The organism is Pseudosulfitobacter pseudonitzschiae, assembly GCF_002222635.1.
Classification (GTDB): domain Bacteria; phylum Pseudomonadota; class Alphaproteobacteria; order Rhodobacterales; family Rhodobacteraceae; genus Pseudosulfitobacter; species Pseudosulfitobacter pseudonitzschiae_A.
In genome coordinates, this window is sequence record NZ_CP022418.1 from 224,766 (window position 1) to 248,611 (window position 23,846).

A 23,846-nucleotide genomic window follows, 5' to 3' on the forward strand; every position below is an offset into this window, starting at 1 on the left:
CTACCTATCTTTGAGGCCGGCCAGAATTTCGTCCAGTGTCAGGGTCATGGATTGAATGCCTCCCCCTGCAAGATAGATCGGGCCGGCACTCAGGTGTATGACCTGCCCCGTTTTCCACGCGGTCGTCTCGTGAACCAGCACGTTATCCAGTGTTGCACTGGCGCTTTCGCTGTCCTGCCCTATGGCCGCGATGCGGTCGATCACGAACAGGATGTCGGGGTTGGCTTCGCGAATGAACTCAAAGCTGATGGCTTCTCCGTGTGTTGCCTTTTCCACGCTCTCGACCGCTTCGGGCAACTCCAAAGCATCATGCAGCCAGCCAAACCGCCCGCCCGCACCATAAGCGCTGATCTTCGGCCCGTTGGTCATCACGATCAACGCCCGACCGCTACCTGAAACGGCTGCGCGGACCTTGGATAGTTTGTTGTTGAAGTCGGTGATCAGACTTTCGGCTTCTGCCTGTTTGTCAAAAATCTGGCCGTAGGCCGCCAGCCGCGCCAGACCCTCTTCGACGGTATTGCCCCAGATCGTCATGTCCAGCGTTGGCGCGATGCGCGCAAGTTCAGGCACCTGTTCGGAACTGCGCCCGCCAGCAATGATAAGGTCGGGCGACATTGCAAAGACCGCTTCGAAATCGGGCTCGAACAATGATCCGACTGGCACTGTGCCAACTGCCGCGTCTTCCAGATAGGGAAGATAGACACGGCTGATCAAGCCAAAAGGTTGCACGCCCAACGCGGTCAGACTGTCCAGTGCTGCCAGATCGAACACGGCGATCCTGTCCGGCAGCACCGGTGCTACGATGCGCCCCGCAAAAGTTTCTACCGCGACGGTTTCGGCATTGGCCGGAACCGAGAGGAGAAACATCAGAAAACCAATCGCTCTGAGCATGAAACGCTTCCTTGTGATCCGCCTGATTAAAATACGATCTCTGCACTCAACCGGATGGAACGACCGGGTTCGAACAGAGGCTCGACCTCTCCCACGAATTCCTGACCATAGGTCGCGCGGCTGGCGTAATTCTCATCGAAGATGTTGTTGACCTCTGCGCGCAGGGTCAGGTTCTTCACCTGAGATGGAGAGTATTCCATAAACGCATTGGCGACCGTATAACCATCAATGACCGGACCTCGTCCGCCGGTGGTGGAATCGTAGGTGTCCTTGAAGTCAAAGGCCACTTCGACATCACCACCCAGTAGCAGACCGTTGTCCAACCGGTGCGCCACCTGAAATTTGAGGAAATCACCCATCGGCATGGTCAGGTAGTTGCCCGTGTAGGAATCTGCCGGACGTCCGTTGATATCGGTGTCGATACGCGCGAACCCAGCGCGAAAAAACCCGCCTTCCCATGCCGTACCGATGCCTAACTCAAAGCCGCGTGATGCGACGTCCACTGATTCCGCAGGCCCGACGCTGTAGCTTGCGGCGCGGGCGTCATCAATGTCGGTGGCAAACACCTTGCCGTCGACGATCCATGCTCCGATCGCATAGTTTGCCGCCAGGTAGATGTTGTCTGCGGTCGTGGGCGTGATCCCTTCTGTCGGATAGGTCCAGCCGGAGTTGAGAATGTAGTTTTCAGCCAGTTCCAGACCGCCCCACACATGCGAGTACCCTGCGCTTACTGTGAACCGGTCGGTCACGTCGAACTCACCGGAAATGTTGCCTGATACGCCCGACTCCGATTGCTCGGACCCGTCCGTGCCTTCAAAGTTCTGGAAATCCGCGCGCGCACCAAAGGACAGACGCGAACGGGGCCCGGCGTCCATTCTGACCTGTGCAAACACGCCGATACTGCTCAGCTTCTCCTCGGAAAACTCGTCCAGTCCACCGCCCGCGAGATCCATATAGTCCATATCGCCTTTGTCCGAGTAGAAATCGAGACCGGCGTTCAGCTCGCCCCAGCCAAGCTGGAAACGGTTGGAAATTTCTCCGTTCAGGCTTGTCGTCTCGCCCCGGATGGTCTGGGCGGTGGACAGCTTGCTTTCGTCGTTGAAAAGCTCGGTCCCGCTATAGGCAAGCCGGAAGGTGGGGTCCCACATGGCTGTGGGCGACGTGGTGCTGTAGCTGAGGATGATATTGGTCCGGTCCAGTTCATAGGGCCGGGTTGGCGGGACGGGTCTGCCTCCGACGATTGCGCCGATATTGGCCCGATAGGGGCGGCTTTCGTCGTCGATCACCCGCTCGTAGGATAGTTCGACCCGATCACCTGATTCAGTTTCATAAGCAATCTTGCCCAGACCACTCAGCAGATCGGTGCCCGATCCCACGATGTTTATCCCGTTGCCATCTTCGCGCAACCCGCCTTGGGCGACTTTGAAAAAGCCAAGGTATTCAAACCCACCCTCGCGCCCGTAAAGCGTGATGCCGTTGGAAAAGATGTCGCCGTTGCTATCGTATTCGAATTTGTAGCGTCCGCCAAAGTTCTGACCTGGCAACAGCAGATCGGCCGCGTCCTTGGTCTCATACGCCAGCGCGCCGCCCAATGCACCCGGACCTGCATCTGCAGGCGCAACACCTGGATCGATCCGTGCCGATTTCAGCAATGCGGGGTCAATCAGCGTTGTCGTGTTATGGTGAAAGACCCTGTTGTTCTGGCGCGCGCCGTCAATCGTGATGGCAAGGTTGTTTTCCTCGATCCCGTTGACATAAACCTTTTGCGACATCGGGATGGAACTGCCGACCGAAATCGTCGGCTCGGCGACAAACATCTCCGACAGATCTGCGGGATTGCTCAGCGCAAGGCCTTCACTGGTGACCGATATCTCATCTTCTTCAAGACCAGGAACCGTCGGCATCGTCAACACGATCGTGCCCAAAAATGCCCCGTCTTCGTTGCTTTGCCCGACGGCCGCGGCCGGTGCCAGTCCGACAGCCAGACAGGCCAATGCATGCGATTTCTTCACCCCGTATCTCCCGAAAAAGTAATAGATTTTTAGGTTGCCGGGAATACTCCATCGCTGCCTGCCCCTTCTCTTAGTGAAACTGTCGGGAATTTCAAGGAAATATCTCTAACGGCTTTGATAGACTCTGTTGATGGCGTGGATGCCGTCGGAAGGGCACCCACGCCATCAACAGATCCGCGTCAGGCCGACACTTGCGAAAGCGTCAGTCGCTTGAGCTTTGAGTTGACAGTCCACGTGGCCGTGGACAGCTCAACTTTACAGGGTACGGCAGGGCGTTCGGGAAACGCTGGACAGGCTACCATGCCCGCAGCCGGATTGAGGCGAGGATGCGCCGTCTGAAATCCTTCGGCGAGCGCATCGCCGCGAGAGACCCGGACCGCCCAAATCCACATCCGTATCGCCCTCATGAACCGCTTCAACGCCCTCGGCAAAGCCGAGATCGTCCGCGTGGCCTGACGTCAGCGGGGAAAGAGACAATCACACCTCAGGCCGGGGTAATGCACCAACGCCGATCCAATGTAACGGTAGCAAAATAGTGGCCAAGTCCGCCACGCCAACGACGCCCAGTGAACTTCGGATCAGCAAGTATGACAGTCGCTCCGGTGCTGCCACACTGCCGCACGTCACTTTTTCGGAGTGGCTGGAATTAGCCGGGTGTGTCCGGTGCCGCCACGGGAGTTCCCAGAACTTGCAAACCCCACTCTTTCCGCATTGCCGCCACTTAGGTCAGCGCATGTTGCAACTGCAGCGAATTTCAAATTCGTCCTGTATTGCATCGATAGCCACATTGTCAGCCCGCCCTGCTTAGCCTGGATCACTCTGCCATCCTGAATTCCCGTTCAAGAATTGCCCGCGCGCGCTCAATGCCCTCCGGCGTCAATGTCAGTGATTTCGCCTTGCACCTCGGATTCTCGATCAGACTTTTGTCATGGAGCCGGTCGGTGATGGCCCAATCGACCCCCTTCCAGATCTGATCGCCGTAGTGCAACGTGAGGCTGAGAATCGCCAGCGCCGCATCATCGATTTTGTCGGTGTCGAGTGCCATCTTCCCCTCGTTTTCTTGTTTGGGCCGGTTTTGTGCAGTGTCGCCGGGCTTCATGCATATCCCCGCCGCTTCTTTACCGCGGCGAGCTTCATCAGCGCGGTAACGGCGCGCCCTTCATCCGGATGCTGCTCAATCATCATCTGCCCATGAGCCCCTATATGGCCCCATTCACGTACAAGGTTGGCGCCACCAAAGAGATCAGGCTGAATACTCATGCCGTAAAACCGCCGCATATTGCAGGCAGGATCGATCCGCCGCATCTGCAGGTCTGTCGGGAAGGTTTCCAGTTGAGCGATGGTATCGAACATATCGTGATCCAGCGGGCTTCCGTATCACAATATCAGTTGGAAGATCATGCTTCCACCTTGATTTCCCCACAAGGTGAAGGGGGCTCACGCCCACTTCTCGAACTTCATGACCGGTACGCCGAGCCTCGAAGCCTTGTCAGCGAGGTTCTCCTGGATGAAGGCTTGAACAATCGGATCGAAGGATCGCGCAGGCCAACGCGGAAACGACAAAAAATCCACGGGCGGTTCAAATCAGCCCGACAGGCGCAGAGATTTCTGTGGATGCTGATAGGGACGCCGTAGGATCGGGGCCCCTTCCCTTCAGTCTGCCATGCCGTAGGTGGCGATATCCACCTTCGAGAAGATATACTCGTTCAGAAGGGCGATGATGGCATCCTGGTCCAAGATATCCACCTCGGCCAGGCGGGCCTTCCAAGTTTCCTGCTTCTCCATGAACTCGGCCAGCAGGCGTCTGGCGGATCGATGCGGAAGCGTTCGGCGGCGTTGGCGGGCAGATCCTGCAAGAAGCTGGTGTTGTAGCTGTCCAGCGCGGCGGCCAGGTCCGCTTCGGGGGCGCCGACCTCGACGCCCTCCATCCGTCCGCCATGCAGCCCCTCGTTGCCCTGCTGCTCATAGCCGATCTCCATCCGCGCCAGCGAAAGGATCATCTGCTCCATCAAGATTGCGCGGGTCTCTTCGGGCAGACCTCGCCAGAACGATTTGTTGTAGACCCAGCTAGAGCCTATAATGATACCCACCGGGTGTTGATTGTCACTGAGCACCTACAGTTGTTCTGTGCTGGAATTACGCTAAAACCCGAATTCCGGCTTCTAAGGTGTTCAGAAAAAGGAACTATTATTCCTCTCGGAAGGCGCGGTTGATCTGATCAGACAGCGGTTTGAAGACGTAAGAAAGAGCGGTTCTTTCGCCGGTTTGAATGAAGGCTTCTGCCGGCATTCCCGGCATGAGGGCAAGATCCTCAAGCCGCGCCATTTCCTCTGGTGGAAGCGCAATCCATACGCGATAGTAGCTCAGCCCCGTTGCCTCATCTTTTGTCAAATCTGCTGCAATGCGAGAGACACGACCATTGAGCTCGGGCGTTGTTCGCTGATTGAAGGCAGACAGACGCAGCACTGTTTTTTGCCTGAGATGAATTTGATCTATATCAGCCGGCTCAACCCGAACTTCGAGGGTAAGTTCGTCCTGATACGGTACAATCATCATAATAGTCTCGGCCGGAGACACCACGGCACCAGAGGCATGAACCGCAAGTTCGTGAATGACCCCATTTTGCGAGGCAACGAGATTAATTCGCATGAGCCGGTCTTTCGCTGCAGCGTACCGCTCGACATACTCACCGATCTGTCCCTGAATATCCCGAAGTTCCTCGCCAACTTCGGCCCTCATGTCGGCTTCGATCTGAATGATTTGAAGACGCGTTTCGGCAATCATACCCGCAATTTCTGCTTGCCCGGCCAAGGCTTTACCGAGTTCACCGCGAAAGGTTGCCGCCTCGCGGTCCAGCTCATTCATGCGAACTACAGTAACCAGGCCGTCCACCTGTAAACCGCGCAGGTCGGTGAGTTCGCCATCAAGCACCGCGATGGCATGCGCATAGGCATCTTGTTGCGCCTTGAGGCCGGTGATCTGCATCTCGTATTGTGCGATGCGTTCGCGGAACTGCGCTTTCTCACCCTTACGGGTTTCACTGCGGAATTTGAAAAGTTGTGCTTCACTGAACCGCGCGCGTGCTATGTCCGGATCTTGCTGCTGGTTCGTCAGCGTTGTCGGAAAGCTGATAGAGTCCAATCCGTCCCGTTCCGCTTCTAACCGCGCTTGTCGGGCTTCCAGCTCATTCAGACGCTTGCGCACCACGGCCAGATTGGCCCGGGTCTGCGTGGCGTCCAGCCGTAACAGAACGTCGCCCGCCGCGACCTGTTGGCCTTCATGTACAAGTAATTCTTTGACTACGCCCCCATCGGGATGCTGGACCTTCTTGACATAGGAGGTCACCACGAAGCTGCCATTGGCGATAACGGCACCGGACAGACGGGTTACACCGGCCCAACCTCCGATCGCAAACAACATACCCGCTGCGACAAGCCCACCAATCAAAAGATGACGCCGGACGGATGTTTCGGGATCAAAACGGGTCTTTTCAGACATCGTCCGGCCCGTCAGGTTTCATGCTTAATTCGGACGCGCGTGGCACCAGATAACTTACAGCCGCCACTGATTGGCCTATTTGACCACCGCCCGATGGCCGTTTCTTGAGAACCTTGCCAAGCACTTCATCTCGTGAACCGAACGCCTTAACCCGGCCATTGCTCATCATCAGCACGTGATCGGTGGCGGCTATTGCTGACGGACGATGCACAATGATGATCGCAATGCCGCCGCGTTCACTGACACCAGCCACCGCGCGTGTCACCGCCGCTTCTCCTTCGGCATCGAGATTGGCATTAGGTTCGTCAAGCACCACGAGAAATGGCGCACCATAAAGCGCGCGGGCCAACCCGATGCGCTGCCGCTGACCGCTCGAAAGTGCAAGCCCACCTTCACCAAGACGGGTTTCATAGCCTTGTTCGAGGCGCAAGATCAACTCGTGGACATCTGCAGCTCGAGCTGCGGTGATCACCTCTTCGCTGCGGGCCTCTGGATCGAAGCGGGCGATATTTTCGGCAACCGTTCCGTCAAAAAGCTCAACCCCTTGGGGGAGATAGCCGATGCTGGGGCCAAGTGCTTCTGGCGTCCATTGATCAATTTTGGCACCATCCAGTCGCACGGAGCCAGACAGCGTGGGCCAGATGCCGGTCAAGGCACGCGCAAGTGAGGATTTCCCTGACCCACTTGGCCCGATGATACCCAACGCACTTCCGGCCTGAAGCGTCATCGAGACCCCCTGAACCAAAGGCTTGCGCTCTCCTGGCGCGGCGATTGCAAGATTCCTGACTTCGAGGTTTTGACTGGGTGTTGGAAGTGACACGGCTTTGGTGTTCAAGGGACAGTCCTCCACTACGCTTTTGAGCCGTGACCAACCCTGACGCGTCACCGTAAAGCTTTTCCAATTGGCAATCGCCTTGTCGACGGGCGACAGCGCACGCCCCATCATGATGGAACTTGCAATCATCACGCCGGCGGTCGCTTCCTGTTCGATAACCAGCCAGGCACCCACCGCAAGGATTCCCGACTGCAGCATCATGCGCAGCGCGCGCGATATACCCCCGAGCAGATTCGAAACGTCGCCTGTTCGGCGATTGAGGGCCAGGTAGTCGCGGTTGATCTGCTGCCAACGTTGCTCAAGGCGTCGTTCGAAGCCCATTGCCAGAACGCTATCGGCATTGCGCCGAGCAGCATCAAGCGCTGCCATGCGATCATTGCCAAACCGCACTGTCGCGCGCGCGGGACGGTCAGTTAGAAACGCGGTCAGCAAGGTCAGCGCGATGAGGATAACGGCGCCGATAAGTGCTGTCACACCGATCCAGACATGTAGAAGAAAACAAAGCCCCAGATAGATCGGTAGCCACGGCAAATCAAAGAAAGCAGACGGCCCCTGACTGCCAAGGAAATTGCGCAGATTATCAAGATCACGCTGTATTTGCATGCTGCTGTTGGTCTCGATTGAACGCAGTTGCTTCCGCACCACGGCCATATGCACGTCACGAGACAAATATGCGTCCATTCCTTCACCGAGACGCAGAAGCGTGCGGGCACGCAGGATCTCCAGAATTGCCTGAAACGTATAGAGCATGACCGCCAGTGCCGCAAAACCGAGCAGCGTCGGGATGCTTTGGCTTGGGATCACCCGGTCATAGACCTGCAACATGAACAGCGGTGCTGTCAGGGTCAGTAGATTGATCACAGCGCTGATTCCGGCGATGCCGAGCAAGATTTTTTTCAGGGCAGTGGCAGCCGCCGCGATCGATGATCGCGACGGCTCCAGCCCATTGGACGTTTTCATAATTTGGTTCTGCTATGCCGCGAGGGCATCATCTGTGAACAAGAAGTTATCGGAAGTCAGGGAATCCTCCGCGACCCCGTCCAACGTAATCGTGCCATAATCACCGAGGTCGATCACTGCATCGCCATCGGAATAGCTGATATCGAGTTCGGCAAACGTGTCGTAGTCTTCGTCATTGAGCGAGATTTCGATGACTTCATTAGCGACATCAAAGTCGGTGATGGTGTCGTTGCCGATGGAACTCAGCGTTATGCCAAAGCCGTCGAGCGCATCAAGATCGAACACGAAGGTATCGACACCGCTGTCGCCTGCAAGCGTGTCATCGCCCTCAAAGCCGTAGAGAACATCGCTACCCGTACTGCCGTTGACGGTGATATTGTCGTCGACCATTTCTTGCAGCAATGCGGTGGGATCGCTTTGCATCATGCCGTAAACAACGTTGTGAACGACATTCCCGGATCCGGACCCGTTCAGGCCAAGATCTGAAATCTCGAAATCGTTTGAGGTTTGTGAAAACGTATCCGAACCGGAATCATAGCTCAAACCGCTCCCGAATCTCACACTGTCCACTGACCCATCCAGCGTATGGGTGTTGAATGTGTATTGTAGTCCGTCAGGCGCGCCAGAACCGATTACCACGGTATCGGCAGAACCGACAAAGACAGGTGTGGTTGCGGCCGAATCTGCAATTGCAAATTCACGACCGACAAAATCGGTCGGGTTCCCAGAGAAGAACCCCCAATACTGACTGTCAAAGAAGTCGGCAAAGTCTTCGAGTGCGGCGACAAAATCGGTTGCGCCATTGTAGTTGATAGTTGTCATTTTACTTTCCTTTTCGTGCGGCACTTGTTTCAAAGTGCGCTCATGAAGGCATTCGTCGAATGCCGGTTTTCAGCTGGCGGAAAGCTTGCGAAAGGGTTTGCTCAAAACCGCATATTGAGCGAGATTGTTGCCGTTCGGCCCGGCCCAAGGAAGTCGGCCGAGTTCAGCGGATCGACATAGGCGACATCGGTCACGTTGTTGATTGCGAACCGGAGCGTTGCGTTCTCTCTCAGGTTATACGTTCCGTAGAGATCCATTGTTGTGTAAGTCTCCGGCTTATAGGCCATCGCGTTCAGTCCCTGCTGTTCGGCTGGGATGATATGCGTAACGCGGGTGCCGAGTTTCAGCCGGTCGTCAACCAGACGCAAACCGGCATCAAGCGAGATTTTATACTCAGGCGCGACAAAAATATAATAGACCTGATGAAACGACGGGTTGCCGTTGCCCCAGGGATCGCTGTTGTAGGTGCTTGGGTAATCACCCTTTGTATGTGTAAACGATGCGCCGAAGTAGAAGGATCCAGCATCGTAATTGCCTTCAAGCTCCAGCCCGCGCAATGTTGTTGGTCCGTCCAGATTGACATACTGGAACCCTCCGAATTCAAGGGCGTTATCATAATCTGGCGTTCCGCTGACCAAGCCCAGTGCAATGAAATCATCAACTCTGCGGTCAAACACTGTCGCTTTCAGGCGGAAGGCATCTTCGTCACGGAAGATATTGTCATAAGAGAAGTTCGCACCGATTTCCCAATTCTGGGAGGTTTCCGCCCTCAGATTTGGATTCGGCGCATATCTAAGAATGTTGCCAATATGCGCGCCACCCAGAAGAGCTTCGGCCATGCTTGGAGGACGGTACCCTCCCGAGTACTGGCCGAAGAGCTGAAAGCCGTTTCGTATGGTCCAGGCGGCACCGATTTCCGGCGTAAAGGCCCCGCCATTCGAACCCACATCCGTAGACAGGGTGACCCGATCGCTTCTGGCGCAGCGCCCCCTTGGATCTAATTCCAAACACCCATAGTAGGACGTTTGCCCTGATAGATCATAATAATCATAGCGTCCGCCAAGCCATGCCTCAAACACGTTGGACTGTTCGTAGGTCGCGCGCAAGAAGCCGCTGAAAAGAGTTCGCTCACCGTTAGGGTTTGGCCCCGTGTACCACGAATCGTTGCCCGCATCATCTTCATCATAGTTCACGACAGCAGTTGCCGTTGTATCCTTGAACGCTTCGAGGCCATAGTGCAGCGCTACCTCTCCTGACGGGAGGGAAAACCGGCTGGTGTTTTCCACGCTCACACCAAGGCTGTCGATCGCATATCCGACATCAAAGGCACCATAACCTGATCGTGCTTCGCGATATTGCTCGTTTTCGGTGCGATTGAACCAAAGCCGCGCATGCAAATCGACGAGCGGATCGGCTGGCGTCCAGTCGTAGGTCAGCGTTCCGGTCAAGTTCCGCACGTGGTTTGTGTTCTTGTAATCAGCGTTGACTGTACTGGTGGTGAATTCGGCGTCATATCCGACGAACCCGAATGTAAGTCGCTGATCGGGTGCTATGTCCCATCCTGCCTTCAGCAGGCCGGACCAGGTGTCAGAACCTGTAAAGACCGCCTCGCCGTTGGCCTCGTCATAGATATCAGAGACACCTGCGGGAACGGCGCCATTCTGCCCTATATCATAGGCTCCAAGCGATTTATGGCTGAGGGCGGCGAGGACATCCACAGTGTCCGTGACCTGTGCTGCGAAAGCGGCTGTGCCGTTGAACTTGTATTCATTCGTTCCGGAAGAAAGGTTGACCTCTCCTCCGTATGTCTTGCCTGGTTCAAGAATATCGTCGGCTTCCACCGTACGGTAGTTGACCACACCGCCATGCGATCCACCTGCGCCGACGCCTGTGGTGCCACTTTTCTCGACCTCGACCATGCGTAGCAAGGACGGATCAACATAGACATTCGAGGTATATCCATGCCCGCCCAGCTGGAAATTCTGCCGTGCCCCGTCGATTGTGGACGTGACACGGTTCTGGTCCTGAAGGCCACGAATGTTAACGCTGATCCCGGGGTTCTGGGTCGCTCCGGCGGTGGCAACACCAGCCATTCCGGTAAACAGGTCGCCCGAATCCCGTGGCTGCGAGTCTTTTATCGCATCTTTGCTGAGAACGCTCACACTTTCCGGCGTGTTGTAAACCCAATCGGGGGTGCCCTGGTAGCCAGACCCTGAGACGATGGTCCGGTCTGTACCCGGCGGCAGGATAATCGTACCCAGTTGCAGATCCTCATTGCCCCCCTCCGCCGCGTTCACCTGCCCTGCGCCCCTTAATGTCACGGTGGTGCCGCTGATCTGAAATTGCAGACCGGTGCCGGACAACAACCGGCTGAGCGCACCGCTGCGGCTGTAGTTACCACTTAGCCCCGGACTGGATTTGCCGATGACAAGTTCTGCGGGATAGGCAAAGCGCAGTCCCGTTTCGCGGGCAAAGGCATTGAGCGCACTGCCAAGGGGTTGCGCCGGGATTGAGAGTTGGTATTCGGATACGGCAGCCAGATCCTGTGCATGACCTGCCACCGGTGCAGTGCAGGCCAGCATGGTTGTTGCAAGCAGCGCTACGTGAATATTTTTATGTCTTCGGGGGGGCTTTGCACCCAGCATGGAATGTCCCTCTTTGATTTTGTCCTGGCGAGGGAAATGGCTGGGTATGTTTTTGGTTCCTCGTATATATAGACCGCTGAGGCGGACGGAGTCCTCAATGTACTTGATAATAATAATCAGGTAATTTTTTAAGCCATTATAAAAATTGGTAATTTAAGTTAGGCTGCCATCTACCGGCTGGACCTAGCCCGCTATGTTCAGGTTATCATCGTCACAAGGTGACCAACACGGTACAGCCGGATCGGCAGACCGCGCGCGAGCGTGTTCAATGCGCTTTCCGGATCGTGTAGATCAAGCACCGCGTTGACTTTGCTACTCATTGCGGCATCTCTTTCAGCGACAATGATCCGCCCGGGATACCAGGGCCGCAGTCCGGCGATGATCTCTTCAAAGGATGTGTTCTCTGCGATCAACAGACCTTGCCGCCATGCGATCGCATTGCCCGCAGTCCCGGCGGTCATGGATATCAATGCACCGTCCACACCGAACACGGCACGGGCGCCCGGTTGTATCTCAATAGGTAGACTTCGTGTGTTGAACCGGACCTGTGCTATAGTATCCACCGCCGCCACAGCCATCTGACCCCGTGGCATGTTGTAATTCACATCCACTCCACCCTCGGTGGAAAGGTCAATCCGGGCTTCGGGTGTGTGAATGTTGAACGGGCCTTTGTCGGTGTCATCCAGCCGAGTGAAATAGCCCTGCCCCTGCTTCAGCAACACGTTGCGACGACCGTTCCTGAAATCGGTATCGAGCGCCGAACGTGCGTTCAGTGCAACCAGTGTGCGATCTGGCAAAGTGATCGTGCGGATCTCGGCAAAGCCAGTTGCTTCGTCTGCCATCAGTCGCACGGCTTGCCGGCTGATCCAAGGTGCGTTGACCCCTACCGCAGCGATGCCCGCCAACCCACTCAGGACTTGCCTTCGTGTCAACCGCGCCACGCGCCGTCCGGGGGCGATCCGGTCGGACACCGGATCGCGATGCACATGTCCCGCCATATCCCAAACGGATTCCGCCTCCAGCGCCGCTGCGGTATGGGCGAGACTGCGATCTCGCCACACATTATATTTTTGCCGGTCCGCAATCGTCGCTTCACCGGAATTGAGCTTGACGATCCAACCAAGGGCTTCGTCCGACAACTCTTCAGACAGCTTTGGAGAAGGCGTTAGCTTGGACATGAGAGACGTTCCAAATTGTTGCTCTTATTCCAATAGACCAGCGCAGAGGTGGTATTCCTCAACCCGTTCTCCAAGTTTTACAGATCATGCAGCACATTCCGGCAGTGTTTGAGCGCGCGCATGATGTGTTTTTCGACCATGCTTGTCGAAATCCCCATCCGTTGCGCAATCTCGCGATGGGTCAAGCCCTCGAGCTTGTTCATGAGAAATGCGGTGGCGCAACCGCGGGGTAATTCATTTAACAGAACGGCCAGCAACAATACCCGTTCACGCATCTCTAACTGTGCTTGCGTGTCATGGCTGCTTGCCAGATCGTCCATCCCCTCACGGTCAACCCGGTAAAGCCATTCACGATGGCGTTTCGCGGTAAAATCAAATGCCACGCTCCGCAGCGCCGTTATTGCATAGGCGCGGGGATTGGTGATCTCACGGTCGGATTTGACCCCGGCCACGAGCTTTACATATGTCGATTGAACCACGTCTTCACCGCTATCGCGATCGCCTGTGATCCGCGCCGCCCGAGAGAGCATCTCACGGTGGTGATTGCGAAAAAGATCTGCAACCCAGCGATCAAGCAAGCTGCCCATCAGACGCTCTCCGAGAACGGAGCATTGTATGTGTTTGCCAGGCGGTCAACCATGCCAAGTCCTCATCTACAGAGTGATTGGCTTGACCTCGGCCCGCATATTCATCTGGTGCAGTGTCTGAGTTGGCTATGAAAAGTGTAGCGAGGAGAGAAAAAGAAGGAAAGCCCATCTTTACAGGCTATCCAATCCGATAGCGGGCGACAGCATCCAGTCCTCAGTGGAGGGTTCCGTAGCAAAGTTCACTCTCGTCAAAAAAGAAGTTGCCTCAGTTGCGCGTCACGCCGCAAGACTGGCATAGATCTCGAAGGGGCAACCACTGCCCAACTGCCCTTTCCTGATCATGTGCGCAGTCTCAATCCCGTCCAAAGTCGCTGTTGCCGATTTGAATGATTTGAAGCTCAACATCGGTCTGATCCGTCGTTTTACGCCTCTGTGATCCTGCTCAATAACGTTGTTATCCGGCATGAATGATCTCGGCACCCCAATCGGAGGTTTATAAGGCCTCGATGTGGGTTAGAGTTGATCCACCGGGATTGGGGTGTTGGGAGCACGAATGGCGGGCAGGCCGAAGTATCTCATGGGTGTTGTCACATTAACGGACCTGAGGTTGCTGGTTCATTGATCTGAGCGTAGGCGGTATCGACGCAGACAGTGAAAATCAGCTACAAACGCCACCGGTTTCCGCCCGAAATCATTGCTCATGTTGTCTGGCTCTACGCCCGGTTCAACTTGAGCCTACGCGAGGTCGAGGAGATGATGCTGGAACGTGGCGTGGACGTTTCGTACGAGACGATCCGGCGCTGGACCGTCAAGTTCGGCCCCCTGATCGCAGCGCTTCGTCTCTATGCAGGCCGCAACCCGTAATTCTTTCTGCGTCCCTGCCCGCCGCCGGTCCGCTCTCACCATCCGCTACCATCGGCTCGAAGCTTTCGAGGCCTGGAAATCCGCGGCAAACGTCGCTTGATGTCCTATCGGTATCCAATCTCGCAGACTGGGCGAGTTAATGTGACAACACCAAGCTACCCGCTCTAGACGCAAAGCAATTCCTTCAAAGCCCCGCGCACGCGCGTTACTTCGGCCAGTGTGTATCGATCCAGCGTGGCGAAAAAAGCCTCCTGTGCTTCAACAAGCGGATTTCGCAATCCGCAAACGGGAAGGATCAGGCAGGATCGGTTAGCTCCAAAACACTCAACAACCGGATCATCACGCTTCATGGCACGTACCACCTCACCGATGCTGATCTGCTCTGCACTCCTCGAAAGCACCAGCCCGCCGTTTCGCCCCCGTTCAGAGGCCACGAACCCCTCACGCACCAGTTGCGTGGCGACCTTGGACAGATGATGATCCGACAGCTCAAACAGCGTCGCAATCTCGGATGTTGGCACCCGGTCAGGCGCGCGGACTGCCAGCGTCATCAAGATGCGCAGGGCGTAATCAGTGAATTTGTCCAACTGCATCCATAATATTTAGCATTTGTAATGCGGAATAGACAGCCTTATATAATTCGCAAATGAAATACTCATTTAAGGAGAACTGTGATGACAGCATCTGAAGTCTTCCTCTGGCCGGGGACCAAAGTCTGCGAACAATTGGGCATCAATCCCGAGAGCGACGCAGGTCTGATCCGGTGGATGATCAACACAGTGGTCTATCTGATGCTCAGTCTTACCGTCGTCTGGATCATCGTGGCATGACAATACCGCCGCGCATTCCCGTGACCGAAACGCAAATCGATCGCGTCATATCCCAGTTCTACGCACAGGTCCGCGCGGACCCGTCGATTGGACCAGTGTTTCAAGCGCATGTGTCAGACTGGCCAACACATGAGAAAAAGATCGGCCGTTTCTGGCGCAATGCCCTGCTCTTGCAACGGTGCTATGACGGCAATCCGATGCAGGCGCATTTGGCCGCAGGCAACGTCAAATCGCAGCATTTTCCGGTCTGGCTTTCCCTGTTCGACGCGGTACTCGAACAAGAATTGCCGCAACCACTCGCTCAGTCCTGGTCTGCGCTCGCCCACCGCATAGGACGCGGACTCAGGTATGGCCTACCGGAAGACGGCGCGGGATCCACGCCTTATCTCGGCAACGCCTAATCAAACAAGCCGCTGTTGCGGCAGCAGATAGGATGGCGGGAAAAAACAAGCCTGCACATCACACCCCTCACCGCTGCAGCCGCGCCCCGTCAGACAACACCACTACATCCATCTGCACATCCCACGGCATGGGATAGATCGTCGGCACAACACAGCCCGCAAACCCGACACCCACGACACGCGGACGCGGTTCCAGACGGACCAGCGTGCGGTCATAATAGCCACCGCCATTGCCCAGCCGGTAAAGCGCTTCGTCGACACCTACGAGAGGGGCTACAACGATGTCGGGCCTACGCGCCTCGCCCTCAGCAGGTTCCAAAATACTCCACAAGCCGCGCTTCATCCGACAATTCGGCCACCACGTATGAAATTCGAGCGGCGCTTGTTCGGCAACCATCACTGGCAGCAATACCTGCCCTCCTGCAGCGTGGACCTTGTACATCCAAGGGCGCAGGTCCGGCTCGCCCCGGATTGGCCAATAGACCGCGATGCACAGCCCATCCTGTAGCGTGATGATGTCCTCTAGCTCTGCTATCAAGGTTGCAGTCCCCTGCACCCGCTCCTCTGACATCAATGAACGCGCGGCAACCAAACGCGATCTCTCCGCCCGTCGAAATCGCGCCACATCCCGTGCCAATGCAGGATCAACAGGATGCCCGTCGACAAGAAGGTGAGCAAAACAGGGTGACGTACCTTTCATGAACTCGCTCTCGTCTTCCATCGTTACGCTCCCTACCTGACCCGCAATAATATCGTCTTGTGTGAATCTTCGTGCCGCTAATTCAAAATCTGCTCAAAGACCAAATTGGAAAGGGAACTCCACGCCGTCATTAACGTGACAGTGAGTATGACCAAGAGCCCGGGCCATCCAAGGGGCGGTCAATCAGCCAGGCAAATAACCATACGACTTCTATCAAACCAATGACCTCGAACTTAGCGGTGCTGCGCATAAAATGGCTCCTGTAATGCAAGTTCGGGCCGTCACGCGTGTAACCGACTGGCCAGGCGAGGTCGTCCTCATTTGGATTGAGTATGTCGGCGGGGCATTGGTTTTTCAAGAACAGCTGGGACGTATGACGGTGCCCAATTCCATAATCTGAGCGGGTCCCCTTTCGCGGAAGAAAACCACCCCGTGTTTGCCGAACTCTGCCTTTATGAGACAAGGATCATCAGACAGCCTGACTTACTTGCGGCGCATTTATATATACTTTAAGGCATAAACCGCCGCCCCTTACCACTCTCCATTATGTCCAATAATCTTGCGTTATCGGACGTAAAAATGATATGCTCGGAAACATGAGCAGTCTCACGAATAACGGCACCAAAATCGAGGATTCCGACGCGTCTGACGCAGAGATTTCGAGCTCAGCGTCCTATGACTCGCTGAACAGTGACGAACACGACGAGAGAACCTCTCGGGACCGAGCCTCAATCGCTCTGCCCGCTCATGTGGCCGGCTCCGGCGCGCTCGACCGGCTGATCGACACCGCGCGCGACTACGCCGAGGCCTCTACAGCTGAGAACACCAACAAGGCCTACTCGGCCGACTGGAAACACTTCACCCGCTGGTGCCGGCTGAAAGGGACGGATCCCCTGCCCTCCTCGCCCGAGATGGTCGGGCTCTATGTGGCGGACCTGGCCGCCGCGACCGGGAAGGCCCCTGCTCTCTCGGTCTCCACCATTGAGCGGCGCCTCTCCGGCCTCGCTTGGAATTACAGGCAGCGAGGGTTCACTCTTGATCGCAAGGACCGCCATGTCGCCACCGTTCTGGCCGGGATTAGGCGCAAACACGCGCGTCCGCCGGTTCAGAAGGAAGCGATCCTGCCGGAGGACATCCAGGCCATGGTGGGCACCCTTCCCTATGATCTCCGCGGGCTTCGAGACCGGGCGATCTTACTTCTGGGCTATGCTGGAGGTCTCCGTCGCTCCGAGATCGTGAGCCTTGACGTGCACAAGGATGATACACCGGACTCCGGCGGTTGGATCGAGATTTTCGAAGATGGCGCTCTGCTGACGCTGAACGCCAAGACCGGGTGGCGCGAGGTCGAGGTCGGGCGCGGCTCAAGCGACCAGACCTGTCCTGTCCACGCACTTGAGCAATGGCTGTATTTTGCAAAGATCGACTTCGGGCCGGTTTTCGTGCGTACGTCGCGGGACGGCAAACGCGCCCTCGAGACACGACTTTCCGACAAGCACGTCGCCCGGCTGATCAAGGCGACCGTTCTGAAGAGTGGCGTCAGATCTGATCTGCCGGAAGCTAAACGGTTGGCGATGTTCTCCGGCCATTCCTTACGTGCCGGGCTCGCCTCGTCGGCAGAGGTTGATGAGCGCTATGTTCAAAAGCAACTCGGACATGCGTCGGCCGAGATGACCCGGCGCTACCAGCGCAGGCGCGACAGGTTCAGGGTGAACCTGACCAAAGCCTCAGGGCTGTGAAGCTCAGGAATCTTGACGCGTTGGTGAAGCGCTAAGATGAAATTCCAGCGCTTCAGTTTCAGCTTACTGCTTCAATTGAAATCGGGAACTAAACGCGACATCGGGTGGCCCAGGCAAAAACCAGAGATCCTCTTCGTGAGCCTCTTCATCCTCCTCGATTGTGATGAGGGGGTCATCGAAATCATCAGTCAATGCAGACGGTTGTGGCTTCATATGTGCAAAATACTATTTTTTTGCACATTACCCAAGTGATTTTGTGACGGTTGCCGCCGCTCATTATATAGAATGCGCGCGCGACTGCCGGTGGAAACTCTCAGATCGCGGTCAGCGCTAGGAAACCAAGGGACCATGGACGAACACAACGTGAGAGCACTTTCTTGCATTCATTTACAAACGGTCGTTTAGTAGCAATATATAAAACTGCAAAAAGACTGTTTTGATGCCCCTGATAGGTTACGCCCGGGTCTCAACCGAGGATCAACTCCCCCTGCCCCAGTCGCAGGCCCTGAAATCCGCGGGTTGCGCCGAGATCCATGAAGAACAGGCCTCGGGCGGAAATCGCGCGCGGCCTGTGCTTGCGCGGGTGTTGGAACGCATCGGCAAGGGCGACACGCTGGTGGTCGTTCGGATCGACCGACTGGCGCGGTCGCTGTCGCATCTGCTGGAGGTGATCGAGCGGCTGGAGGCCAAGGGTGCTTTCTTCCGCTCGATCCAGGACCCCATCGACACCGGATCCCCGCAGGGCAAGTTCACGTTGCAAGTGCTGGGGGCCGCGGCCGAGTTTGAGCGCGCCCTGATCCGGGAACGCACCAAGGCCGGTCTCGCCAGCGCGCGCACAAAGGGCCGCGTGGGCGGGAACCCTGGGCTGCGGGCCAAAGACCCCGCTGCTCTTCGCAAAGTGCGGCTGGCGCGACAGGACGGCTACATGGAGCGTCTGAACGAGACGGCTCAAGATTGGGTGCCCCATGTGCGCCGGTTGCGACCCGACTTGGCCTGGGAAGACGTAGTGCGCATCATCAACGGCCTCTTGCCCGAGTCGCGTCGCTGGACCCAAAGCCATCTCCTGCGCGCTGTGAAGGCCTATGTCCGCGACGGCTTCCTGTCTGCCGAGGTGCTGGCCCGCGCCGGGCGCCGCGAAACCGACGACCGCCTGCCCGCCATCGTTGCCGCGATCAAGGGCGCGGATCCCGACATCACGCTTAAGGCGGTCTGCACCCGGCTGGAAGCGATGCGCGAGCGCACGCCCCGCGGGCGCACAAGCTGGCAGCCGTCATCGGTCAACATGCTGTTGGAGCGCGCGGAGAAGTTGGGGTTGCTGGGGTAAATTCAAGGGCAACGCGACCATAAAAACTGTTACTTGCGCCCGAGATTAAGCGCTCCGCAGCAGATCCTGCACGACAGATGGCTTTTTTGCGATCAAGGCCAGCAGGACTTGAGCGGGGCCTGTCGGGTGTCTGCGCCCATGTTCCCAGTTCAAAAGCGTGCCTTTCGCCACGCCTATGCTTTTGGCGAATTCTGCCTGTGAGAGACCAGTTCTCTGGCGAACTTCGACCACGTCGACGTCAGCAACCGACACCTTGTGGACCTTAGCACCGGAGGTGTCGCCATCCGCAAATGCCAACGCCTCTTCCAGGCCCTTGGACACGGATTCAAATACACTCATATTGCGTCTCCATACTTTGCGATAAGCATTTTGCTCATCTCGACCGCCATTGACTGTTCGGACTTCGACAGATTGGCCTTTTCGTTCTTGGCAAACACCGTAAGCAGAAAGATCGGCATGTGGGCTCCACCAAATACGTACATCGTCCTGAAGCCGCCGCTCTTGCCGCCCCCTACTCTTGGAATACGGACCTTACGCAGCCCTCCTCAGAGAGAGACACCAGCTTCCGGGTTGGCAGCAATGTAGTTAATTGCAGCCTCGCGTTCTTGGTCCGACATGATTGCTTTGGCGCGTCTCTGAAATTCGGCCAGTTCGACTACTGTTTGCAATCTTGTCATCGTTCTTCACCATATAGATTTCAGTGGCATATATGTCAATGACGTATAGTCAGGATGCGGAAACGACAAGCCGATGATTCGTAGATTGGCGTCACCGCAACAGCTTGGGACAAAGTACGCAGGAGATACTACATATCGATATTTGATGAAAGTTAGTGGTGAATATGTTTTATATTCAGTGACTTACAATTTCCTCTTGGCATGACAGATCAAGCGATGATCAGGGAGCGATAACAAAAAACTGTTGCCTGCAGAGAAGTTGCGTGCAAAAGTTTTCATTGACGCATAAACGCGGAAATTGCGCGATCTTGCGACAAAATGACGATGACCCACCAAGAGGTCTGAAGGGCAGTATAGTGACGGAACCACAAACACCCAAGGCAGAGACCATCGCTACGACGATTGCGGCCCATGCGGCTCGCCTCTCAGAGGCGTTGAACGTACATATGCGCAATAGTTTTCAGCCCGACAGCCGCAAAGTCCTGCGCAAGTTCCACCCTGCCGAGGTATCCGAACTGACCGGCATCAGCATGTCCAATCTGCGCACTCGCCATCAAGAAGGCGATTTTCCCGAGGTTCAGACCGATCTGCGCGGGCGTAGGCTCTATTCCGCCACCGAAATTGACCAAATCCGGCATGTAATGGCCCGCACCGGGCGGAATGGCGCAACCTATCTACCTGGCCGCCGGAATGGTGATGCCTTGCAGGTGATCTCCATCGTCAATTTCAAGGGTGGTTCCAGCAAGACCACGACGGCCATCCATCTGGCGCAACGCTATGCGTTACGTGGCTATCGCGTGCTGGCGGTAGATATGGACCCCCAGGCCAGCCTGACCACGATGTTCGGCTACCGCCCCGAGATCGAATTTGCCGAAACCGGCACAATTTACGATTCGTTAAGATACCAGGACCCGGTGCCATTAAGCCAAGTGGTGCGCAAAACCTATTTCCACAATCTTGACCTTGCTCCGGCGGGATTGTTGCTGTCCGAATATGAGACCGAAACAGCCTATGCGCTACAGCATAAGCTGGACCCGCCGTTCACACAGCGTTTGGCGATCGCGCTGGACGAGATTGAAGCGGATTATGACATCGTCATCATCGATTGCCCGCCACAACTGGGTTTTACCACGATGACGGCGCTACTGGCCTCAACCGGGTTGCTGATCACGGTGGTGCCCAGCATGCTGGATGTGGCATCTATGGCGCAATTCCTTGAAATGGCTGGTGAAACTGTCCAAACTCTGGAGGAGGCCACCGGTCCGATTGACTGGTCGTTCCTGAAATTCTTGATTGCACGCTATGAACCGACCGATGTGCCGCAATCCCAGATGGCAGGATTTCTTCGCTCGATCCTGTTGGATCAGGTCTTGACCATGCCGATGCTGAAATCCACCGCGATTTCAGATGCGGGCATGACGCAGCAGACGATTTATGAACTTGACCCCAGTCAGGTGGTGAAAAAGACCCGTGACCGCATCTTGGAAAGCGTGAACGGCGTGGCTGATGAGTTTGAAAAGACGATCCAGGCCGCCTGGGGCAGAAAGGCTGAGTGATGGCACGCAGAAACCTGTTCCAACCCCCTGTCCCGCCCGACGCCGCCGCCGAAACCAAGGCTGCGCCAGCCGAAGCGCGCAGCCGGTTTCCAAACACTGGCGCGATGTCCGGGATGAAATCCACTCTTAAGGATTTGTCGAGCAATGCAGTGCGCGATATTCCGGTTGACCAGATTGTCGAGGATGGGCCGAAGGATCGACTGGCGTTCAGCGACGCCGATGTCGCGAGTCTGGCCGAAAGTATCCGCCAACACGGCCAACAAGTACCAATCATGGTACGTCCTGCCCCCAATCAGCCGGGTCTGTTCCAGATCATCTATGGCCGTCGCCGGTTACGCGCTTTGCGCGTTCTGGGCATCCCAGCCAAAGCTTTGGTCCGGTCCCTGTCGGACGCCGAAGCGGTGCTGGCGCAGGGGCAGGAGAACACGGAACGTCTAGATCCCAGCTTTATCGAAAAGGCGCTGTTCGCTGCTGAGTTGGCCGATACCGGCTACGAGCAGCCAGTGATCCTTGATGCTCTGGCAATCGATAAGCCGATGCTGTCGCGCATGGCTAAGGTGGCCCGCGCAATTCCTGAACAGGTGATCAAATGTATCGGATCGGCGCATGGGATCGGTCGTCGGCGCTGGGAAGATCTGGCAGACCAAGTGCGCAATGACGGGATCGATTTGATTGCCATTGTTGCAGCTCTTGATTTGGAGAAGTTCACACAATCAGATGACAGATTCTCTCGCATCAGCACCGCCGCCGCACAACATCGCAAGGGTGCGCAGGCACAGTCCCGAGCCCCAGCCCTGTCAGTACTGGCCGATGACGGCACACAGTTGGCAGAAATCAAGGATTCAACCCGCGCGCTGACGGTTAAACTTTCCAAAACCCAGACACCCGAATTTGCCCGGTGGATGCATGAAAACGCAGAAACCACGCTCAAGCGCCTGTATCAGGCGTGGCAGACAGGCAAAGAGCCTGATTGAGCCATCGACGCAGTAGAAAACAACAACAAGGAGCACGAAAACAGCCCAAAAAGAAAGAGCCCCCCAAGGTCACCCAAGGAAGGCCCAATCTGTTCTTTGCACTTACAGATTTAGCAGCTTTTCCCCGTCAGTCAATAACAACCGATTCGGTTGAGTTAAAACTGCAGCCTTTTCACAGGAAATTGTGAACACCGGGAGCTTTCTCGACCGGTTGTCGTGAAAAAATCATGGCTTTTATTCCCGCCACCGCCCCCTTTGGGGAGCGGGCAAGTCCAGTATTGTCCGCGGACAATCCGACTCCCGACCGACATATTGTGATTGATCTGTTGCGCAGGGCCGCACCGCTGATTGGGTTGACCCCACCAATAATTGCAACGCTGGATGCAATGATCTCTTGCTTACCCCCTAAACGCAAGCACCACACAGTTTTTGCGTCAAACGCTACATTGACCTTCCGCCGCAACGGTATTTCGGACCGCACGATCCGGCGACATGTCTTGGTCTTGCAAGAAGCCGGTCTGTTGACCCGTCACGACAGCCCCAACCGAAAACGCTTTACCAAGACGAACAGCCAAGCAGGCACAATGCTCCGTTTCGGTTTTGACTTGTCGCCGCTCTATAAACAACTCCCGCAGATTGCTGCATTAGCTGCCGATGCCACCGCACAGCAAGAACAGATCGCCTATATCAAGACAAAGATCCGCGCCGTGGCCAATGAACTAGTAAGCCAAGATCCAAACCATCCTGACGGAACACAGGCCCTGCGACTGCTGCGCCGCAAACTGACACTTGAGGCTTGCGAAAACCTCTTGGCAGACCTGGACACCGCGCCCTTGCCTGCTGAGCACACTGATACCGGAACAATAAAAATGTCCGCCGCAGACAGCCAAAATGTCCGGCACCATCATAACTCAAATAAAGAACATATTGATAAAGAAGAGCCACCTGCACATACAGACCAACTGCCGCTATCAGTCCCAGAACTGTTGGCAAGCTGTCCAGAGGCTGGCCAATATGCACTAAGAAAGATCGAAAGCTTTGCTGACGTCATCGCCCATGCACGCAGTCTCGCACCCATGATCGGGATCGATGACCGAACCTATCAGACTGCACAAGACCATATCGGGCCATTGGCCACAGCGACAACGATTTGGGCAATGATGCAGTTTTATGATCGCATCAAGAAAGCAGGTGCTTATTTCAGAGCCATAACCATTGGAAGTAAAAGCGAAGGATTTGATCCAGTGCGACTTATCCGACAACTTGCCGCATCACATGACCTGCGCGCTAACAATTGTCCGCGGACAACTTGAGATGTTATTCTTAAATTTAAGAACAACAATCGTTGCCTACGGC

The 23,846-nt window shown here is 56.0% G+C and carries 21 protein-coding genes and 6 pseudogenes; 10 read left to right on the plus strand and 17 right to left on the minus strand.

What is annotated here, in order from left to right; translation table 11 throughout:
• Both SULPSESMR1_RS21960 and SULPSESMR1_RS21965 read right to left on the minus strand, forming a co-directional pair.
• On the minus strand, positions 1 to 891 hold the full coding sequence (locus SULPSESMR1_RS21960; RefSeq protein WP_089423194.1) for a siderophore ABC transporter substrate-binding protein: 891 nt from the start codon (positions 889 to 891) through the stop codon (positions 1 to 3).
• Between the two features lie 26 nt (positions 892 to 917).
• Positions 918 to 2,903: a TonB-dependent receptor domain-containing protein gene (locus SULPSESMR1_RS21965; protein ID WP_089423195.1), complete on the minus strand. Its 1,986-nt coding sequence runs from the start codon at positions 2,901 to 2,903 to the stop codon at positions 918 to 920.
• A gap of 263 nt (positions 2,904 to 3,166) precedes the next feature.
• On the opposite strand from SULPSESMR1_RS21965, the pseudogene SULPSESMR1_RS21970 reads away from it, so the two are divergent.
• Positions 3,167 to 3,359, plus strand: a pseudogene (locus SULPSESMR1_RS21970) (IS5/IS1182 family transposase); the annotation flags it as partial.
• A 358-nt stretch (positions 3,360 to 3,717) separates the two neighbouring features.
• On the opposite strand, the gene SULPSESMR1_RS21975 reads toward SULPSESMR1_RS21970, so the two are convergent.
• Both SULPSESMR1_RS21975 and SULPSESMR1_RS21980 read right to left on the minus strand, forming a co-directional pair.
• A complete protein-coding gene (locus tag SULPSESMR1_RS21975; RefSeq protein WP_434223024.1) occupies positions 3,718 to 4,002 on the minus strand; it encodes a DUF6429 family protein in 285 nt (94 codons plus the stop codon).
• On the minus strand, positions 3,999 to 4,256 hold the full coding sequence (locus SULPSESMR1_RS21980) for a WGR domain-containing protein (protein ID WP_089423196.1): 258 nt from the start codon (positions 4,254 to 4,256) through the stop codon (positions 3,999 to 4,001). The genes SULPSESMR1_RS21975 and SULPSESMR1_RS21980 overlap by 4 nt, the downstream gene beginning before the upstream one ends.
• Positions 4,257 to 4,412: 156 nt before the next feature.
• On the opposite strand from SULPSESMR1_RS21980, the pseudogene SULPSESMR1_RS25120 reads away from it, so the two are divergent.
• Positions 4,413 to 4,514, plus strand: a pseudogene (locus SULPSESMR1_RS25120) (IS6 family transposase); the annotation flags it as partial.
• A 95-nt stretch (positions 4,515 to 4,609) separates the two neighbouring features.
• Here SULPSESMR1_RS25120 and SULPSESMR1_RS25125 read toward each other — a convergent pair.
• The 9 genes and pseudogenes from SULPSESMR1_RS25125 to SULPSESMR1_RS22020 all read right to left on the minus strand — a co-directional run.
• A complete protein-coding gene (locus tag SULPSESMR1_RS25125; RefSeq protein WP_157729095.1) occupies positions 4,610 to 4,912 on the minus strand; it encodes a hypothetical protein in 303 nt (100 codons plus the stop codon).
• A gap of 178 nt (positions 4,913 to 5,090) precedes the next feature.
• Complete coding sequence (locus SULPSESMR1_RS21990; RefSeq protein WP_089423198.1) at positions 5,091 to 6,401, minus strand: HlyD family type I secretion periplasmic adaptor subunit; 1,311 nt, start codon at positions 6,399 to 6,401, stop codon at positions 5,091 to 5,093.
• Complete coding sequence (locus tag SULPSESMR1_RS21995; protein ID WP_089423199.1) at positions 6,394 to 8,196, minus strand: type I secretion system permease/ATPase; 1,803 nt, start codon at positions 8,194 to 8,196, stop codon at positions 6,394 to 6,396. The genes SULPSESMR1_RS21990 and SULPSESMR1_RS21995 overlap by 8 nt, the downstream gene beginning before the upstream one ends.
• Positions 8,197 to 8,208: 12 nt before the next feature.
• On the minus strand, positions 8,209 to 9,042 hold the full coding sequence (locus tag SULPSESMR1_RS22000; RefSeq protein ID WP_240311393.1) for a heme acquisition protein HasA: 834 nt from the start codon (positions 9,040 to 9,042) through the stop codon (positions 8,209 to 8,211).
• A 77-nt stretch (positions 9,043 to 9,119) separates the two neighbouring features.
• Complete coding sequence (locus SULPSESMR1_RS22005) at positions 9,120 to 11,381, minus strand: TonB-dependent hemoglobin/transferrin/lactoferrin family receptor (protein ID WP_240311377.1); 2,262 nt, start codon at positions 11,379 to 11,381, stop codon at positions 9,120 to 9,122.
• 6 nt (positions 11,382 to 11,387) lie between these two features.
• Positions 11,388 to 11,663 (minus strand): annotated as a pseudogene (locus tag SULPSESMR1_RS25895) (hypothetical protein); the annotation flags it as partial.
• 197 nt (positions 11,664 to 11,860) lie between these two features.
• Complete coding sequence (locus tag SULPSESMR1_RS22010; protein WP_089423202.1) at positions 11,861 to 12,841, minus strand: FecR family protein; 981 nt, start codon at positions 12,839 to 12,841, stop codon at positions 11,861 to 11,863.
• Between the two features lie 77 nt (positions 12,842 to 12,918).
• The gene (locus SULPSESMR1_RS22015) at positions 12,919 to 13,428 is read right to left on the minus strand and encodes an RNA polymerase sigma factor (protein ID WP_089423203.1); all 510 of its coding nucleotides are present in this window, start codon (positions 13,426 to 13,428) and stop codon (positions 12,919 to 12,921) included.
• Positions 13,429 to 13,704: 276 nt separating this feature from the next.
• Positions 13,705 to 13,884, minus strand: a pseudogene (locus tag SULPSESMR1_RS22020) (DDE-type integrase/transposase/recombinase); the annotation flags it as partial.
• A 195-nt stretch (positions 13,885 to 14,079) separates the two neighbouring features.
• Between SULPSESMR1_RS22020 and SULPSESMR1_RS25630 the strand changes: the two are divergent.
• Positions 14,080 to 14,256 (plus strand): annotated as a pseudogene (locus tag SULPSESMR1_RS25630) (IS6 family transposase); the annotation flags it as partial.
• Positions 14,257 to 14,456: 200 nt separating this feature from the next.
• Here the strand turns inward: SULPSESMR1_RS25630 and SULPSESMR1_RS22030 are convergent.
• A complete protein-coding gene (locus tag SULPSESMR1_RS22030; RefSeq protein ID WP_089423204.1) occupies positions 14,457 to 14,885 on the minus strand; it encodes an RrF2 family transcriptional regulator in 429 nt (142 codons plus the stop codon).
• An 81-nt stretch (positions 14,886 to 14,966) separates the two neighbouring features.
• Between SULPSESMR1_RS22030 and SULPSESMR1_RS25295 the strand changes: the two genes are divergently transcribed.
• Complete coding sequence (locus SULPSESMR1_RS25295; RefSeq protein WP_198362919.1) at positions 14,967 to 15,122, plus strand: hypothetical protein; 156 nt, start codon at positions 14,967 to 14,969, stop codon at positions 15,120 to 15,122.
• A gap of 20 nt (positions 15,123 to 15,142) precedes the next feature.
• Positions 15,143 to 15,523 (plus strand): group III truncated hemoglobin, encoded by a 381-nt coding sequence (locus SULPSESMR1_RS22035; RefSeq protein WP_345889511.1) that lies wholly within the window; start codon positions 15,143 to 15,145, stop codon positions 15,521 to 15,523.
• Between the two features lie 67 nt (positions 15,524 to 15,590).
• On the opposite strand, the gene SULPSESMR1_RS22040 is transcribed toward SULPSESMR1_RS22035, so the two are convergent.
• Entirely contained in the window at positions 15,591 to 16,244 is a 654-nt protein-coding gene (locus tag SULPSESMR1_RS22040) for a 5-formyltetrahydrofolate cyclo-ligase (RefSeq protein WP_089423206.1), read from the minus strand.
• 575 nt (positions 16,245 to 16,819) lie between these two features.
• On the opposite strand from SULPSESMR1_RS22040, the gene SULPSESMR1_RS22045 reads away from it, so the two are divergent.
• Positions 16,820 to 17,959 (plus strand): tyrosine-type recombinase/integrase, encoded by a 1,140-nt coding sequence (locus tag SULPSESMR1_RS22045; RefSeq protein ID WP_240311247.1) that lies wholly within the window; start codon positions 16,820 to 16,822, stop codon positions 17,957 to 17,959.
• A gap of 439 nt (positions 17,960 to 18,398) precedes the next feature.
• Positions 18,399 to 19,283 carry a recombinase family protein gene (locus SULPSESMR1_RS22050; RefSeq protein ID WP_089423207.1) on the plus strand — a complete coding sequence of 295 codons (885 nt, stop codon included), beginning with the start codon at positions 18,399 to 18,401 and terminating at the stop codon, positions 19,281 to 19,283.
• 45 nt (positions 19,284 to 19,328) lie between these two features.
• Here the strand turns inward: SULPSESMR1_RS22050 and nadS are convergent, their stop codons facing one another.
• The gene (gene nadS / locus SULPSESMR1_RS22055; protein WP_089423208.1) at positions 19,329 to 19,622 is read right to left on the minus strand and encodes a NadS family protein; all 294 of its coding nucleotides are present in this window, start codon (positions 19,620 to 19,622) and stop codon (positions 19,329 to 19,331) included.
• Positions 19,619 to 19,960, minus strand: a pseudogene (locus SULPSESMR1_RS22060) (type II toxin-antitoxin system RelE/ParE family toxin). Before SULPSESMR1_RS22060 ends, nadS begins: the two are co-directional and overlap by 4 nt.
• Before the next feature lie 356 nt (positions 19,961 to 20,316).
• Here SULPSESMR1_RS22060 and repA point away from each other — a divergent pair.
• The 3 genes from repA (at position 20,317) to repC (ending at position 23,803) form a co-directional block, all read left to right on the plus strand.
• On the plus strand, positions 20,317 to 21,516 hold the full coding sequence (gene repA / locus SULPSESMR1_RS22065; protein ID WP_089423209.1) for a plasmid partitioning protein RepA: 1,200 nt from the start codon (positions 20,317 to 20,319) through the stop codon (positions 21,514 to 21,516).
• Positions 21,516 to 22,490, plus strand: a complete 975-nt coding sequence (gene repB / locus SULPSESMR1_RS22070; RefSeq protein WP_089423258.1) for a plasmid partitioning protein RepB — start codon at positions 21,516 to 21,518, stop codon at positions 22,488 to 22,490. Before repA ends, repB begins: the two co-directional genes overlap by 1 nt.
• 227 nt (positions 22,491 to 22,717) lie before the next feature.
• Complete coding sequence (gene repC / locus SULPSESMR1_RS22075; RefSeq protein WP_089423210.1) at positions 22,718 to 23,803, plus strand: plasmid replication protein RepC; 1,086 nt, start codon at positions 22,718 to 22,720, stop codon at positions 23,801 to 23,803.
• The last annotated feature ends 43 nt before the right edge of the window (positions 23,804 to 23,846 follow it).

What these genes read in the sequence shown, in the direction of transcription:
- SULPSESMR1_RS21995 (WP_089423199.1), bottom strand. Translation starts at nt 8,196, where the DNA reads ATGAAAACGTCCAATGGGCTGGAGCCGTCGCGATCATCGATCGCGGCG.
- SULPSESMR1_RS25125 (WP_157729095.1), bottom strand. Translation starts at nt 4,912, where the DNA reads ATGGAGCAGATGATCCTTTCGCTGGCGCGGATGGAGATCGGCTATGAG.
- SULPSESMR1_RS22040 (WP_089423206.1), bottom strand. Translation starts at nt 16,244, where the DNA reads ATGGAAGACGAGAGCGAGTTCATGAAAGGTACGTCACCCTGTTTTGCT.
- SULPSESMR1_RS21960 (WP_089423194.1), bottom strand. Translation starts at nt 891, where the DNA reads ATGCTCAGAGCGATTGGTTTTCTGATGTTTCTCCTCTCGGTTCCGGCC.
- nadS (WP_089423208.1), bottom strand. Translation starts at nt 19,622, where the DNA reads ATGAGTGTATTTGAATCCGTGTCCAAGGGCCTGGAAGAGGCGTTGGCA.
- SULPSESMR1_RS22050 (WP_089423207.1), top strand. Translation starts at nt 18,399, where the DNA reads ATGCCCCTGATAGGTTACGCCCGGGTCTCAACCGAGGATCAACTCCCC.
- SULPSESMR1_RS25295 (WP_198362919.1), top strand. Translation starts at nt 14,967, where the DNA reads ATGACAGCATCTGAAGTCTTCCTCTGGCCGGGGACCAAAGTCTGCGAA.
- SULPSESMR1_RS22045 (WP_240311247.1), top strand. Translation starts at nt 16,820, where the DNA reads ATGAGCAGTCTCACGAATAACGGCACCAAAATCGAGGATTCCGACGCG.
- repB (WP_089423258.1), top strand. Translation starts at nt 21,516, where the DNA reads ATGGCACGCAGAAACCTGTTCCAACCCCCTGTCCCGCCCGACGCCGCC.
- SULPSESMR1_RS21990 (WP_089423198.1), bottom strand. Translation starts at nt 6,401, where the DNA reads ATGTCTGAAAAGACCCGTTTTGATCCCGAAACATCCGTCCGGCGTCAT.
- SULPSESMR1_RS22030 (WP_089423204.1), bottom strand. Translation starts at nt 14,885, where the DNA reads ATGCAGTTGGACAAATTCACTGATTACGCCCTGCGCATCTTGATGACG.
- SULPSESMR1_RS22010 (WP_089423202.1), bottom strand. Translation starts at nt 12,841, where the DNA reads ATGTCCAAGCTAACGCCTTCTCCAAAGCTGTCTGAAGAGTTGTCGGAC.
- SULPSESMR1_RS21975 (WP_434223024.1), bottom strand. Translation starts at nt 4,002, where the DNA reads ATGAAGCCCGGCGACACTGCACAAAACCGGCCCAAACAAGAAAACGAG.
- repC (WP_089423210.1), top strand. Translation starts at nt 22,718, where the DNA reads ATGGCTTTTATTCCCGCCACCGCCCCCTTTGGGGAGCGGGCAAGTCCA.
- SULPSESMR1_RS21980 (WP_089423196.1), bottom strand. Translation starts at nt 4,256, where the DNA reads ATGTTCGATACCATCGCTCAACTGGAAACCTTCCCGACAGACCTGCAG.
- SULPSESMR1_RS22015 (WP_089423203.1), bottom strand. Translation starts at nt 13,428, where the DNA reads ATGGGCAGCTTGCTTGATCGCTGGGTTGCAGATCTTTTTCGCAATCAC.